The 14,258-nt window shown below is 68.3% G+C and carries 12 protein-coding genes; 6 read left to right on the top strand and 6 right to left on the bottom strand.

Annotated features, from left to right (window positions below; genetic code table 11):
* Positions 1 to 17 precede the first annotated feature (17 nt).
* The 6 genes from infB (at position 18) to CVH10_RS15520 (ending at position 8,027) form a co-directional block, all read left to right on the top strand.
* Positions 18 to 2,534 (top strand): translation initiation factor IF-2, encoded by a 2,517-nt coding sequence (infB, locus tag CVH10_RS15545; protein WP_035592988.1) that lies wholly within the window; start codon positions 18 to 20, stop codon positions 2,532 to 2,534.
* A gap of 16 nt (positions 2,535 to 2,550) precedes the next feature.
* Complete coding sequence (gene rbfA, locus CVH10_RS15540) at positions 2,551 to 2,970, top strand: 30S ribosome-binding factor RbfA (protein WP_035592990.1); 420 nt, start codon at positions 2,551 to 2,553, stop codon at positions 2,968 to 2,970.
* A complete protein-coding gene (gene truB / locus CVH10_RS15535) occupies positions 2,970 to 3,896 on the top strand; it encodes a tRNA pseudouridine(55) synthase TruB (protein ID WP_106489178.1) in 927 nt (308 codons plus the stop codon). Before rbfA ends, truB begins: the two co-directional genes overlap by 1 nt.
* Positions 3,897 to 3,987: 91 nt before the next feature.
* Positions 3,988 to 4,257, top strand: coding sequence for a 30S ribosomal protein S15 (gene rpsO / locus CVH10_RS15530; protein ID WP_016853973.1), 270 nt, complete (start codon positions 3,988 to 3,990; stop codon positions 4,255 to 4,257).
* Positions 4,258 to 4,588: 331 nt separating this feature from the next.
* Positions 4,589 to 6,724, top strand: coding sequence for a polyribonucleotide nucleotidyltransferase (pnp, locus tag CVH10_RS15525; RefSeq protein ID WP_181244425.1), 2,136 nt, complete (start codon positions 4,589 to 4,591; stop codon positions 6,722 to 6,724).
* A 94-nt stretch (positions 6,725 to 6,818) separates the two neighbouring features.
* Positions 6,819 to 8,027, top strand: coding sequence for an MFS transporter (locus CVH10_RS15520; protein WP_081945738.1), 1,209 nt, complete (start codon positions 6,819 to 6,821; stop codon positions 8,025 to 8,027).
* Between the two features lie 84 nt (positions 8,028 to 8,111).
* On the opposite strand, the gene CVH10_RS15515 is transcribed toward CVH10_RS15520, so the two are convergent.
* From CVH10_RS15515 to pcnB, 6 genes are all read right to left on the bottom strand, one after another.
* Complete coding sequence (locus CVH10_RS15515; protein WP_106489176.1) at positions 8,112 to 9,287, bottom strand: acetyl-CoA C-acetyltransferase; 1,176 nt, start codon at positions 9,285 to 9,287, stop codon at positions 8,112 to 8,114.
* A gap of 162 nt (positions 9,288 to 9,449) precedes the next feature.
* Positions 9,450 to 9,830, bottom strand: a complete 381-nt coding sequence (gene panD, locus CVH10_RS15510) for an aspartate 1-decarboxylase (RefSeq protein ID WP_035592999.1) — start codon at positions 9,828 to 9,830, stop codon at positions 9,450 to 9,452.
* A gap of 34 nt (positions 9,831 to 9,864) precedes the next feature.
* Positions 9,865 to 10,713, bottom strand: coding sequence for a pantoate--beta-alanine ligase (gene panC / locus CVH10_RS15505; RefSeq protein WP_106489175.1), 849 nt, complete (start codon positions 10,711 to 10,713; stop codon positions 9,865 to 9,867).
* The gene (gene panB, locus CVH10_RS15500; protein WP_035593003.1) at positions 10,713 to 11,504 is read right to left on the bottom strand and encodes a 3-methyl-2-oxobutanoate hydroxymethyltransferase; all 792 of its coding nucleotides are present in this window, start codon (positions 11,502 to 11,504) and stop codon (positions 10,713 to 10,715) included. The genes panC and panB overlap by 1 nt, the downstream gene beginning before the upstream one ends.
* Positions 11,505 to 11,612: 108 nt before the next feature.
* Positions 11,613 to 12,116: a 2-amino-4-hydroxy-6-hydroxymethyldihydropteridine diphosphokinase gene (gene folK, locus CVH10_RS15495; protein WP_035593005.1), complete on the bottom strand. Its 504-nt coding sequence runs from the start codon at positions 12,114 to 12,116 to the stop codon at positions 11,613 to 11,615.
* Complete coding sequence (gene pcnB, locus CVH10_RS15490) at positions 12,113 to 13,513, bottom strand: polynucleotide adenylyltransferase PcnB (protein ID WP_035593007.1); 1,401 nt, start codon at positions 13,511 to 13,513, stop codon at positions 12,113 to 12,115. The genes folK and pcnB overlap by 4 nt, the downstream gene beginning before the upstream one ends.
* Between the last annotated feature and the right edge of the window lie 745 nt (positions 13,514 to 14,258).

The raw sequence follows: 14,258 nt of genomic DNA, 5'->3' as shown, positions 1-14,258 counted from the left end.
GGCTGAGGAGGGTCGTAATGTCAGAAATGACCGTTAAGGATTTTGCAGCGAAGGTGGGGCGTGAAGTGCCCCGCCTGCTGGAACAGATGAAAGAAGCCGGGCTCGAGCACAAGTCCGAGGGCGACGCCGTGTCCGAAGAGGACAAGCGTCAGCTGCTGGACTACCTCACCAAGAGTCACGGCGGGAGCGCCGAGAAGGCCGCGCCCAAGAACCGTATCACCCTGACCCGCAAGACGCGCAGCCGCATCAAGAGCGGCGACCGGGGCAAGAGCATCGAGGTGCAGGTCCGCAAGAAGCGCACCTACGTCAAGCGCGAGGAAGAGAAGCCCGCCGAGGAGCCGAAGTCGCAGGATCACGGTCCGCGTCAGCTGGTCGGTGACATGGCCGAGGCCGAAGCCAAGCGTCAGGCCGAGGAAGAGCAGCGCGCCGCCGAGCAGGCGGCCCGCGCGGCCGAGGAAAAGGCCCAGGCCGAGAAGGCCAAGGCCGACGCCGAGGCGGCCGCCAAGGCCGAGCCGGAGATCCCGGTGCCGGAGCTGGAAACCCCGGCGCCGTCCGAGCAGCCGCCGGCCCCGCCGAAGGAGGGCCGCACCGACCGCCGCGCCGCACCGGCCGGCAAGAAGGCCGGCAAGAAGGGCCGTCACGAGCGCGAGGACGACCGTGGCGATCGCGAAGAGCGTCGTCGCGGCGGCAAGAAGGCCAAGCGCGCCGAGCGTCGCGGCGGCCGCCGCGGTGGCAGCCAGGGCGGCGGCAAGCACGGCTTCCAGAAGCCGACGCAGCCGATCGTCCGCGAGGTCTCCATCCCCGAGTCGATCAGCGTCGCCGACCTGGCCGACAAGATGTCCATCAAGGCGAACGAGGTCATCAAGACCATGTTCACCATGGGCGCGGCGGTGACCATCAACCAGACCATCGATCAGGACACCGCGGCCATCGTGGTCGAGGAAATGGGCCACAAGCCCAAACTGGTCAAGGACGATGCGCTGGAGACCGAGGTCCTCGAGAACATCTCCTATGAAGGCGATGAGATCACCCGTTCGCCGGTCGTGACCGTCATGGGTCACGTCGACCACGGCAAGACCTCGCTGCTCGACTACATCCGTCGTGCCAAGGTCGCCACCGGCGAGGCCGGCGGCATCACCCAGCACATCGGCGCCTACCACGTCGAGGACGATCACGGTGGCGTGACCTTCCTCGATACCCCGGGCCACGCGGCGTTCACCGCCATGCGTGCTCGCGGTGCCAAGGCCACCGACGTGGTGGTGCTGGTCGTGGCCGCCGATGACGGCGTCATGCCCCAGACCATCGAGGCCATCGAGCACTCGAAGGCCGCCGGCGTGCCGATGGTCGTCGCGGTCAACAAGATCGACAAGCAGGGCGCCGATCCGGACCGGGTCAAGAACGAGCTGTCCCAGCACGGCGTGATCTCGGAAGAGTGGGGTGGCGACACCCAGTTCGTGCACGTCTCCGCCAAGTCCGGCGATGGCATCGAGGGCCTGCTCGAGTCGATCCAGCTGGTCTCCGAAGTGCTCGAGCTCAAGGCCGTCCCCGAGGCGCCCGGCAAGGGCGTGGTGGTCGAGTCCCGCCTGGACAAGGGCCGTGGCCCGGTGGCCACCGTGCTGGTCCAGAACGGCACCCTGAAGAAGGGCGACATCGTGCTCGCCGGCCTGCACTACGGCCGCGTGCGTGCGCTGATCAACGAGCTCGGCCAGCAGGTCGACGACGCCGGTCCGGCCATGCCGGTCGAGATCCAGGGCCTGGACGGCACCCCGGAAGCGGGTGACGACTTCATGGTCCTCGACGACGAGAAGAAGGCCCGCGAGGTCGCCAACTTCCGTCAAGGCAAGTACCGCGAGGTGCGCCTGGCTCGCCAGCAGAAGGCCAAGCTGGAGAACATGTTCTCCCAGATGGGCCAGGAAGAGGTCGCCAAGGTCAACATCGTCCTCAAGGCCGACGTCCAGGGCTCCCTGGAGGCCATCAAGGGCGCGCTCGAAGAGCTGTCGACCGACGAAGTGCAGGTCGCCGTGGTGTCCTCCGGCGTGGGCGGTATCACCGGTACCGACGCCAACCTGGCACTCGCCAGTGACGCCATCGTGGTCGGCTTCAACGTGCGTGCCGACGCCGCCGCTCGCGAGATCATCGAGCGCGAGGGTCTCGACCTGCGCTACTACAGCGTCATCTACCAGCTGATCGACGAGGTCAAGCAGGCGATGAGCGGTATGCTCGCGCCGGAGTGGAAGGAAGAGATCGTCGGCGTGGCCGAGGTTCGCGACGTCTTCAAGGCACCGAAGATCGGCGCCGTCGCCGGCTGCATGGTGGTCGAGGGCACCGTCTATCGCCACAAGAAGATCCGCGTGCTGCGCGAGAACGTGGTGATCTACGAGGGCGAGCTCGAGTCCCTGCGCCGCTACAAGGACGACGTCAACGAGGTTCGCAACGGTATCGAGTGCGGTATCGGCGTGAAGAACTACAACGACGTCCAGGTCGGCGACAAGATCGAGGTCTTCGATCAGGTCAAGGTCGAGCGGACGCTCTGACCGCGAGGAGCCGATCATGCGCGAGTTCAAGCGTACCGACCGGGTAGCCGACCAGCTCCAGAAGGAGCTGGCGGTACTCATCCAGCGCGAGATCAAGGATCCGCGCCTGGGCATGGTCACCGTCAGCGGGGTCACGGTCAGCCGTGACCTCGGCTATGCCGACGTCTACGTGACGCTGCTCGGCGAGCAGGATGCCGAGCGCATCAAGGAAAACCTCGGCGTGCTCAAGCGTGCCGCCGGTTTCCTGCGCGGGCAGATCGCCCGTCGCATCAAGCTGCGTCACGTGCCGGAGCTGCGCTTCCACTTCGACGAGAGCGTGGTGCGCGGTCAGCAGCTGTCCTCGCTGATCGACGAGGCGGTGGCGAGCGATCGCGACCGTCACGACGACGAGACCGAGGGTGGCGACGGCGAGCGCGGTGAGGGAGAGCGCGACTGATGGCGCGTCGCCGTCGCGGACTGCCGGTGAACGGCGTGCTGCTGCTGGACAAGCCTCAGGGCGCGTCCAGCAACCACGCGCTGCAGCGGGCCCGGCGCCTGTTCCAGGCGCAGAAGGCCGGCCACACCGGCACCCTCGATCCGATGGCCACCGGGCTGTTGCCGGTGTGCTTCGGCGAGGCGACCAAGTTCTCGGCCTTCCTGCTCGACGCCGACAAGGCGTATCGCACCCGGGTCGAACTCGGGACGATCACCGACTCCGGCGACGCCGAGGGCGAGGTGGTCGAGCGTCGCGAGGTGCCGCCCCTCGAGGAGGCCGACCTGCGCGGCGTGCTCGAGCGCTTCACCGGCGAGATCGACCAGGTGCCGCCGATGTATTCGGCGCTCAAGCACCAGGGGCGCAAGCTCTACGAGCTGGCCCGCGAGGGCAAGAGCGTGGAGCGTGCAGTGCGTCGCGTGACGGTGTATGATGCGCGCCTTCTCTCGTTCGAGGGCACGGCCTTCGAACTCGAGGTGCGGGTCAGCAAGGGCACCTACATCCGGACCCTGGCCGAGGACATCGGCGAGGCGCTCGGCTGCGGCGCCCATATCAGCGTCCTGCGACGGCTGGCCACCGGCCCTTTCGGCGCCGACGGCATGCTGACGCCGGAGGCCCTCGAGGCGCTGCCGGATCAGGCCGCACGCGAAGGCGTGCTGCTGCCGGTGGACGTGCTGGTGGCCGACCTGCCCAGGCTGGCCCTGGACGAGGCGGCGGCCAGCCGCCTGCTGCATGGCCAGAGCGCCAGGTGCGACACCGGTGAACTGCCGGTCGACGGCCTGGCCAGACTCTACCGCGACGAGACCTTTCTGGGGCTCGGCGTGGTGAGAGCGGCGGGGGAGATCGCCCCGCGCCGCCTGCTGAGCACCGCCGAGGCGGACTCGGCATGATCCGGCCCTTCGGGGCCGGCGTGGAGACTGCAAATATGCGTGGTCTCCGACATTCACATCATTCAGGCATATTGCTGAACTGGAGAAACAGATGGCACTGACCGCTGAGCAGAAGGCCGAGATCGTCAACGAATACGGCCGTGGCGACAACGACACCGGTTCCCCCGAGGTGCAGGTGGCCCTGCTGACCGCCAACATCGACGGCCTGCAGGATCACTTCAAGACCAACAAGCAGGATCACCACTCTCGTCGTGGCCTGATCCGCATGGTCAACCAGCGCCGCAAGCTGCTGGACTACCTGAAGCGCAAGGACTTCGAGCGCTATCAGTCCCTGATTCAGCGCCTCGGCCTGCGTCGCTAAGGAAAAGGGTAATTCGCTACTGCGCTCGATAGCCTGGCCGTCGGCGGTGCTCGGAATCCTCATGTAGCAGGCTACATTCCGGTTCCTGCGCTCCGGCGGCGACCAGTCTCTCGTCGCTCGCAACGCGAATTCCTCCTTTTCTCGACGTAGACGTGAAACGGGCAGCCCTCCGGGGCTGCCCGTTTCGCGTTTATGGCGCTGCCTCGATGGCTGGTGACGACGCAGGACGCGGAAATCTCACCCCCTGGTGGCCGCGCCGGGCGACACCCCCTAAAATGGTCGCCGAGTCGAAACGACCCGAACATGAATCGAAAAGCTGAAGGAAGTCGCCGTGAACCCGGTCAAGAAAACGTTTGAGTACGGTCGCAGCACCGTCACCCTGGAAACCGGGCGCATCGCCCGCCAGGCCTCCGGTGCCGTGATGGTCACCATGGACGACACCGTGGTGCTGTGCACCGTGGTGGCGAAAAAGGACGTCAATCCCGCCCAGCCGTTCTTCCCGCTGTCCGTCCACTACCAGGAGAAGACCTACTCTGTCGGCAAGATTCCCGGCGGCTTCTTCAAGCGTGAGGGGCGGCCCACCGAGAAAGAGACCCTCACCTCGCGGCTGATCGATCGCCCGATCCGCCCGCTGTTCCCGAAGGGCTTCATGAACGAGGTCCAGGTCATCTGCACGGTGCTCTCCGCCGACCGTAACCAGGACCCGGACATCGCCGCCATGATCGGTACCTCCGCCGCCCTGGCCGTCTCCGGCGTGCCCTTCAACGGCCCGATCGGCGCCGCCCGCGTCGGCTTCACCGAGGACAAGGGCTACTTCCTCAACCCCAGCGTCGAGGAGCTCGCCAGCTCCGAGCTGAACATGGTCGTCGCCGGCACCGAGAAGGCCGTGCTGATGGTCGAGTCCGAGGCCAGCGAGCTGCTCGAGGACGAGATGCTGGGCGCCGTGCTCTACGGCCACCAGGAGATGCAGGTCGCCGTCTCCGCCATCAACGAGCTGGTCGCCGAGGCCGGCAAGCCGCGCTGGGACTGGCAGCCGGCCGCCGAGAACACCGCCCTCAAGGACGCCGTGGCGCTGGGCTTCGAGGCCAAGGTCGGCGAGGCCTATCGGATCACCGACAAGATGGCCCGCCAGGATGCCCTGTCCGCGCTGAAGGACGAGGCCGTGGCCCAGCTGGCCGGTGAAGAAGAAGGCCAGTTCGCCGCCGACGAGGTCAAGGGCGCCTTCGCCGGTCTCGAGAAGCGCGTCGTGCGCTCCCGCGTCATCCAGGGCGAGCCGCGCATCGACGGCCGCGACCACAAGACCGTGCGTCCGCTGGACATCGAGGTCGGCAGCCTGCCCAAGACCCACGGCTCCGCCGTCTTCACCCGCGGCGAGACCCAGGCCGTGGTCGTGGCCACCCTTGGCACCCTGCGCGACGCCCAGCTGATCGAGTCGCTGGAAGGCGAGCGCAAGGACCGCTTCCTGCTGCACTACAACTTCCCTCCCTACAGCGTGGGCGAGGCCGGCTTCATGGGCGGTCCCAAGCGTCGCGAGATCGGCCACGGCCGCCTGGCCCGCCGCGGCGTCCAGGCCATGCTGCCGAACGAGGACGACTTCCCCTACACCATCCGCGTGGTGTCCGAGATCACCGAGTCCAACGGCTCCAGCTCCATGGCCTCCGTGTGCGGCTCCTCGCTGGCCCTGATGGACGCCGGCGTGCCGATGAAGGCCCCGGTGGCCGGCATCGCCATGGGCCTGGTCAAGGACGATGACGGCTACGCCGTGCTGACCGACATCCTCGGCGACGAGGACCACCTCGGCGACATGGACTTCAAGGTGGCCGGTTCCGCCGAGGGCGTCACCGCCCTGCAGATGGACATCAAGATCGAGGGCATCAACGAGGAGATCATGGAGCAGGCGCTCCAGCAGGCCAACGAGGCCCGCCTGAGCATCCTCGAGCAGATGAACACCGTGATCGCCAAGAGCCGCGAGGAGGTGTCCGACAACGCGCCCTCCATGGCCACCATCAAGATCGACCCGGAGAAGATCCGCGACGTCATCGGTAAGGGCGGCGCCACCATCCGCAAGATCTGCGAGGACACCGGCGCCTCCATCGACCTGGACGACGACGGCACCGTGCGCATCTACGCCGAGGAGAAGTCGGCGGCCAAGGCGGCCATCGACACCGTGCTGGCGATCACCGCCGAGCCGGAAATCGGCAAGCTCTATCGCGGCAAGGTGGTGCGCATCGCCGACTTCGGCGCCTTCGTCAACATCATGCCCGGCACCGATGGCCTGGTGCACATCTCTCAGATCGTGCCCGAGCGCGTCAATGACGTGCGTGATTTCCTCAACGAGGGTGACGAGGCCGTGGTCAAGGTGCTCGACATCGACAACCGCAACCGGGTGAAGCTGACCATCAAGGAGATCACCCCGGAAGAGAAGGCCGCCTTCGAGGCCGAGGAAGCCGAGACCGACGAGCTCTAAGCGAGCGGTCATTGAGCCGAACGCCCCCGTGGCTCACGCCGCGGGGGCGTTCTCGTTCCGGGGCCCTGGCCCCGCCATCGATCAGGGACGACCCATGACGCGCCACGAATCCGCTCCGTCATCCACCGCCCCCAGGACCGTCACCCAGCGTCGCGACTGGCTGGGCGTGGGCGCGGTGATGATCGGCATCTTCCTGCTGGTCACCGCCGAGCAGCTGCCCATCGGGCTGCTGTCCCAGGTGGCCGACTCGCTGTCCGTGACCTCCGGTACCGCCGGGCTTTTGATCACCGTGCCCGGTGTGGTGGCGGCCTTCGCCGCGCCGCTGCTGCCGGTGGCGGTGGGCCGGCTCGACCGGCGCTGGCTGTTGACCGGGCTGATGACGCTGATGACCCTGGCCAGCCTGCTGGGCGCGCTGGCCGACGGCTTCGCCATGCTGCTCGCGACCCGGGTGCTGGTGGGCGTGTGCATCGGCGGCTTCTGGGCCATCGCCGGCGGCCTGGCCTCGCGGCTGGTGGCCCTGGAGCAGGTGCCGCGGGCCATGTCGCTGATCTTCAGCGGCGTGGCCGGCGCCTCGGTGCTGGGCGTGCCGGCGGGTACCTGGCTCGGCGAGCACACCGACTGGCGCATCGCCTTCGGCTCGCTGGCCGGGCTGAGCCTGCTGGTCACCATTGCCCTGTGGCGGCTGCTGCCGAGCCTGCCGGCGCAGCAGCCGGTGCGGCTCTCCAATCTGGCCGGGCAGTTCGCCAGCCGCGGCGTGCGGGTCGGCGTGGCCGCCACCGCGCTGATCGTGATGGGCCACTTCGCCGCCTACACCTTCGTCAGCCCGATCCTGCAGGAGATCGCCGGCATCCCGCTGGCGAGCGTCAGCGCCCTGCTGCTCTGCTACGGCGCAGCGGGGCTGCTGGGCAACTTCCTCGCCGGCACCGCCGCCGGGCGACGGCCCTACGCCACGGTACTGGTGATTCCGCTGCTGCTGGCGATCGCGACCCTGGCCTTTCCCTGGCTGGGGCGCGAGCCGGCGGCCGCGATCGGGCTGTTGATGCTGTGGGGCGCGGTGTTCGGCAGCATCTCGGTGAGCCTGCAGACCTGGATCCTCAAGAGCGCCCTGAACACCGAGGCCGCTACCGCGCTGATGGCCTTCGTGTTCAACCTGTCGATCGGCATCGGGGCCATGGCCGGCGGCCGGGTGGTGGATGCCATCGGTCTGAGCGGCGTGCTGCTCGGTGCCGGCGGGCTGTTCGTGCTGGCCGCGGCACTGGTGGCACGCACGCCCTCGCGGGTGGTCGGGCCGCCTCAGGGCTGAGGACGAGAGACACCAGCCAGAACGCAAAAGCCCCCGCTCATCGGAGCGGGGGCTTTTCTCGTGGTGAGGCGTCGTGGCAGTCGCTTAACGTTCGATCGCCAGCGCTACCCCCTGCCCGCCGCCGATGCACAGCGTCGCCAGGCCCTTCTTGGCATCGCGGGCGATCATCTCGTGCACCAGGGTCACCAGGATGCGGCAGCCGGAGGCGCCGATCGGGTGGCCCAGCGCGATGGCGCCGCCGTTGACGTTGATCATCGAGGTGTCCCAGCCGAGCTCCTTGTTCACCGCCAGCGCCTGGGCGGCGAAGGCCTCGTTGGCCTCGACCAGGTCCAGGTCCTCGAGGCTCCAGCCGGCCTTGTCGAGGCAGCGGCGGGTGGCCGGGGCCGGGCCGATGCCCATGATCGCCGGGTCGACGCCGGCGTTGGAGTAGGCCTTGATGCGGGCCAGCGGCTCCAGGCCCAGGGCCTTGGCCTTCTCGGCGGAGCACAGCATCACCACGGCGGCGCCGTCGTTGATCGAGGAGGCGTTGCCGGCGGTCACGCTGCCGTCCTTCTTGAACGCCGGGCGCATGCCGCCGAGCTTCTCCGCGGTGGTCTCGCGGGGGTTCTCGTCGGTGTCGAACACCAGCGGATCGCCCTTGCGCTGGGGAATCTCCACCGGAACGATCTGGCCCTTGAACTTGCCTTCCTTGATCGCGGCGGAGGCCTTCTGCTGGGAGCCGGCGGCGAACGCGTCCATCTCCTCGCGGGTGATGCCGTACTTGTCGGCCAGGTTCTCGGCGGTGATGCCCATGTGGAAGTCATTGAAGGCATCCCACAGGCCGTCATGAACCATGGAGTCGATGGCCTTCCAGTCGCCCATGCGCTGGCCGGTGCGCGAATTGGGCAGCACGTGCGGAGAGAGCGACATGTTCTCCTGGCCGCCGGCCAGGATCAGCTCGGCGTCACCGCAGCGAATCGCCTGGGTGGCCAGGTGCAGGGCCTTGAGGCCCGAGCCGCAGACCTTGTTGATGGTCATGGCCGGCACCGCGTCGGGCAGTCCGCCCTTGATGGCGGCCTGGCGGGCAGGGTTCTGGCCGGTGCCGGCCGTCAGCACCTGGCCGAGCAGCACCTCGTCGACCTGCTCCGGGGCCACGCCGGTGCCGGCGAGGATGTCCTTGATCACATGGGCGCCCAGATCGCTGGCGGGGATGCCGGCGAGGGAGCCGCCGAAGGCGCCGACGGCGGTGCGACGGGCGGCAACGATGACCACTTCTTGCATGAGGCTTACTCCTGAAGATTCGCGGACGAGCGTCCGCTCAGCATAGGGGACTTTTGTGCGCTGCGGCAATCCCCGCCGAGTCGGCTCGGCTAGAACTTCAGTATAGGCACGCGGGAGAAGGACGAGAGGAGAGGCCGGGGCGGGCGCCCCGGCCGGGGAGCATCAGGCCAGCTGGACGGGGATGGCGTTGCTGGTGTGGCTGACGACGTTGCCTTCCTTGAGGTAGACCAGCGAGGGCTGGTGGTCGTCGAGCTCGGCCTGTTCGTACTGGGCGTAGCTGCAGATGATTACCCGCTCGCCGGCGTTGGCCAGGTGGGCGGCGGCGCCGTTGACCGAGATCACCTTGGAGCCTTCCTCGGCGCGGATGGCATAAGTGGTGAAGCGGTGGCCGCTCTCGACGTTGTAGATCTGGATCTGCTCGTTGTCACGGATGCCGGACATGTCGAGCAGCTCGCCGTCGATGGCGCAGGAGCCTTCGTAGTTCAGCACCGAGTGGGTGACGCGGGCCATGTGCAGCTTGGCCTTGAGCATGGTGGTCAGCATGAAAGGGGAACTCCTTCGTGGCGTGGCCGGGCCCTCAGCGGGGGAGGGTCAGCGACAGGTTGTCGATCAGTCGGGTCGGGCCCAGGCGCGCCGCGGTGAGCAGCACGGCGTCGCGCGTGGTGTCGTCGACCGGGCCCAGGTCGGCGGCACGCAGTTCCAGATAGTCGGGGACGAAGCCCGCCTCGCGCAGCCGCTCGAGGCCGCGGGTCAGGCTGTCGTCGACCGGCTCGCCGCCCTCCAGCGCCTCGCGCAGGGCGCACAGGGTGCGATACAGCTCGGGCGCCACGGCGCGCTGCGCCGTGTCCAGATAGCCGTTGCGCGAGGACAGCGCCAGGCCGTCCTCGGCGCGCTCGATCGGCACCCCGACGATCTCGAGCGGCAGGTGCAGGTCGGCCACCAGGCGGCGGATCACCGCCAGCTGCTGGTAGTCCTTCTCGCCGAAGCAGGCCAGGTCCGGCTGCACCAGGTTGAACAGCATGGTGACCACGGTCGCCACGCCGTCGAAGTGGCCGGGACGGTCGCCGCCGCACAGCCCCTCGGAGACCTCGGGCACGCTGACCCGGGTCTGGGCGTCCAGGCCGCGCGGGTAGACGGTGGCCACGTCGGGGGCGAACAGCAGGTCGCAGCCGGCGGCCTCGAGGTGGGCCTGATCGTCGGCCAGGGTGCGCGGATAGGCGTCGAGGTCCTCGTTCGGCCCGAACTGCATCGGATTGACGAAGATGGTCGCCACCACCACGTCGGCGCGGCGCCGTGCCTCGGCGACCAGCGCCAGGTGGCCGGCGTGCAGGTTGCCCATGGTCGGCACCAGGCCGATGGTGCGGCCGGCGCGGCGATGCTCGGCCAGCGTCTCGCGCAGCGTGGCGACGTCGTTCAGGGTCTGCATCAGAAGCCGTGCTCCTCGGCGGGGAAGCGCCGTGCCTTGACGTCCTCGTGGTAGCGGCGGAAGGCGCCCTGGACGTCGTCGGCCTCGGCCAGGAAGTTCTTCACGAAGCGCGGCTTGCGGCCGGCGGTGACACCGAGCACGTCGTGCATCACCAGGATCTGGCCGTCGGTGCCGGCGCCGGCGCCGATGCCGATCACCGGCACGTCCAGGGCCTCGCTCACGGCGCGGCCGAGGCTCGCCGGCACGCACTCGAGCAGGATCACCGAGGCGCCGGCTTCGGCCAGGGTGCGGGCATCCTCGAGGATGCGCTCGGCCTGGCCGGCGTCGCGCCCCTGGACCTTGTAGCCGCCCAGCTGGTGGACGGTCTGCGGGGTCAGGCCCAGATGGGCGCACACCGGCACGCCGCGGCGGGAGAGCTCGCGGATGCCGTCGGCCATCCAGGCCTCGCCTTCCACCTTGACCATCTCGGCGCCGGCACGCATCAGCGCCCCGGCGTCCTCGAGCAGGCGTTCGGTGGTGGCGTTGCTCATGAAGGGCAGGTCGACCATCAGCAGGCTCGCGCCCTTGCCTCGGGCCACGCAGCGGGTGTGATAGCAGACGTCGTCCAGGGTTACCGGCAGGGTGCTGGTGTGGCCCTGCAGGACCATGCCCAGGGAATCGCCGACCAGCAGCACCTCGATGCCGGCCTCGCTGGCGGCATGGGCGAAGGTGGCGTCGTAGGCGGTCAGGCAGCTGAAGGTTTCACCGGCGCGCTTGAAGGCCTGCAGCGTGCTCAGGGTGACGGTTTTCATGGCGTGCTCTCGTGTCGTGATCCGGCGCTCGGCGAAGGCCGCGCTCTTGTGTAACCGCGCATTGTTACCCGAACCGGTCGAGGGTGTCGATAGGTAACAGGCGGGGCGTCACTCGGCGGTATCGGGTAACACTCGGCGCAGTCCGGCCTGGTCGAGGTCGGCGGCCAGATGCGCGACGGTTCGGCCGTTGGGCAGGCGCAGCGCCGGGGCAAGCTCGGCCATCGGCACCAGCACGAAGGCGCGCTTCGCCATCTCCGCGTGGGGCAGCGTCAGTCGTGGCGTCGTCATCTCGTGATCGTCGAACAGCAGCAGGTCGAGGTCCAGGGTGCGCGGCCCCCAGCGGCGGCCACGGACACGTCCGTGGCGCTGCTCGAGGGCCTGCAGCTGGTCGAGCAGCGCCAGCGGCGACAGCCGGGTCTCCAGCTCGGCCACGGCGTTGACGAAGTCGGGCTGGTCGGCCGGGCCCAGCGGGCGGCTGGCGTAGCGCGACGAGGCCCGGCGCCGCCGGGTCAGCGGCAGGGCGTCGAGCTCGGTCAGGGCGCGCTCGACGTGGCCGTGGGGGTCGTCGAGGTTGCTGCCGAGCCCGATCCAGGCGCGGTGTGGTGCGCTCATGAGTCGTCGTTGGACGGCTTGCGGCGCCGACGGCGGCGCCGGCGCTTGTTGCGCGGGGCGGGGGTGCCGGCGGGGTCGGCGTCGACCTTGCCCAGCAGGCGGCGCTGCTCGTGTTCGTCGGCGTCCTGGAAGGCGGTCCACCAGTCGCCGAGGCCGGGCTCCATCTCGCCGGCGGCTTCGCGCACCAGCAGGAAGTCGTAGGCGGCGCGGAAGCGCGGATGCTCGCGGGTCTGGAAGACGCGCTTGCCGCGTCGCAGCGGCAGGCGCTGCTGCAGGTCCCAGATGTCGCGCATCGGCAGGCTGAAGCGCTTGGGAATGGACACGTGCTGCAGCTGGCGCGAGATGACCTGCTGGGAGGCGGCCTGCTGGGCCGGGATGGGCGGCATGCCGTCGGCCTCCAGGGCCTGCTGGCGCAGCTGCACCGGGCCCCACAGCAGGGCGGCGAACAGGAAGGCCGGCGTCACCGGGCGATCGTCGCGGACGCGGCGGTCGGTGCTGGTCAGGGCGCGCTCGATGACCGCCTCGGCCCAGGGCAGCTCTTCCATGGCCTCGTCGGCTTCGGGGAACAGCATGGCGAACAGGCCGTAGTCGCGCAGCAGGTGGAAGGTCTCGACGCCGTGGCCGCTCATGAACAGCTTGAGGACCTCGTCGAACAGCCGCGCCGGCGGTACCTGGAGCAGCAGCTCGGCCAGCTCGGCGATCGGCGCCTCGGTGGCCGGGGCGATGTCGAAGTCGAGCTTGGCGGCGAAGCGCACCGCACGCAGCATGCGTACCGGGTCCTCGCGGTAGCGGGTCGCCGGGTCGCCGATCAGCCGCAGGGTGCGATCCTCGATGTCCTGGACGCCGCCGGCGAAGTCGTGGATCGAGAAGTCGGCGATGTTGTAGTAGAGAGCGTTGATCGTGAAGTCGCGCCGGATGGCGTCCTCCTCGATGTTGCCCCAGACGTTGTCGCGCAGCAGCATGCCGTCGTCCGACTGCTGGGCGATATGGTCGGCGTGATCGTCGCTGGGCTTGCCGCGGAAGGTGGTGACCTCGATCACCTCGCGGCCGAAGCGCACGTGGACGATACGGAAGCGGCGCCCGACGATACGGGAATTGCGAAACAGCTCGCGCACTTGCTCCGGGGTGGCGTCGGTGGCCACGTCGAAGTCCTTGGGCATGCGGCCGAGCAGGGAGTCGCGGATGCAGCCCCCTACCAGGAAGGCCTCATGGCCGGCGTTGTGCAGCCGGTACAGCACCTTGAGGGCGGCGTCGCTGAAGTGCTGGCGAGAGACCGGGTGCTCGTCGCGGGGAATGATGCGCAGCTCGGGGAGGGCGGCCGACGGCTCCTGAGGGCCGAACAGCGACCGGAGGCGCTCGCCCGGGCTCTGCAGAAAGCGGGTAAATCCTTTGATCATGCGGCGTTGTCGACTCGCGGGGTACAAAAGAGGGTACGAAAGGCGTTGAGTGTAGCGAACACCCGACACCTTGCAAAGCGTGGGGCCGCTGACCCGCCGCCTGGAAATGGAAAGGGGAGGCTCGTGAGCCTCCCCTGAAAGCAGGATGCAGCATCCCTGCTGCTGATTCTTCTTCGTGATGGCGCATCGCCTTGAATACGCACCACAGTCACCAAGGAGCTCAGGCAAGCAATGTTGTTGTCATTGTGGACGTTCCTGAAAGTGACCGTCTCGTATTCAAAACAATAATCCAACCACGACGGCATGTGATTGCCTCCCCCCGACGTCTTGTTGTTGTTGACGGGGGTGCACCTCTGACGGCCCTTGTTGTTGTTGGCGGCCGGGTCGGGTGCGTCGCGTCCTGATTCCGGACTTCGAGCGTCTTGTTGTTGTTGCCTCGAAGGACTCGCGCCCGCTGCCGCTGTTGTGCTTGTTGTCGGCAATGGCGCTCGTGTGTCTTCCGGCCCGTGGTCTTGTTGTTGTTGGGCGGGCCTGTCACCGCGCGCGGGCCTTGTTGTTGTTATTGGCCGCGGGTGGCATCCGGCATTGTTTTTCTTGTCCTGTATGTAGCAGGCGGTGTGCCACAATCTATTAAGCTCATTTAAATCAATAAGATATGCTATCCGCCGTCGAGTGCTCTCGGCGTGAGGCGGGAAAGTGTTACCCAGGGTGCGCGCTTATGGGGCAAAGGCTGTGTGGGAAGGTA

It is taken from the genome of Halomonas sp. ND22Bw (genome assembly GCF_003011945.1).
In the GTDB taxonomy this organism is placed as follows: domain Bacteria; phylum Pseudomonadota; class Gammaproteobacteria; order Pseudomonadales; family Halomonadaceae; genus Halomonas; species Halomonas halophila.
The sequence above is the reverse complement of the archived record's forward strand: the minus strand, read 5'-3'. Positions and strand labels throughout refer to the sequence as shown.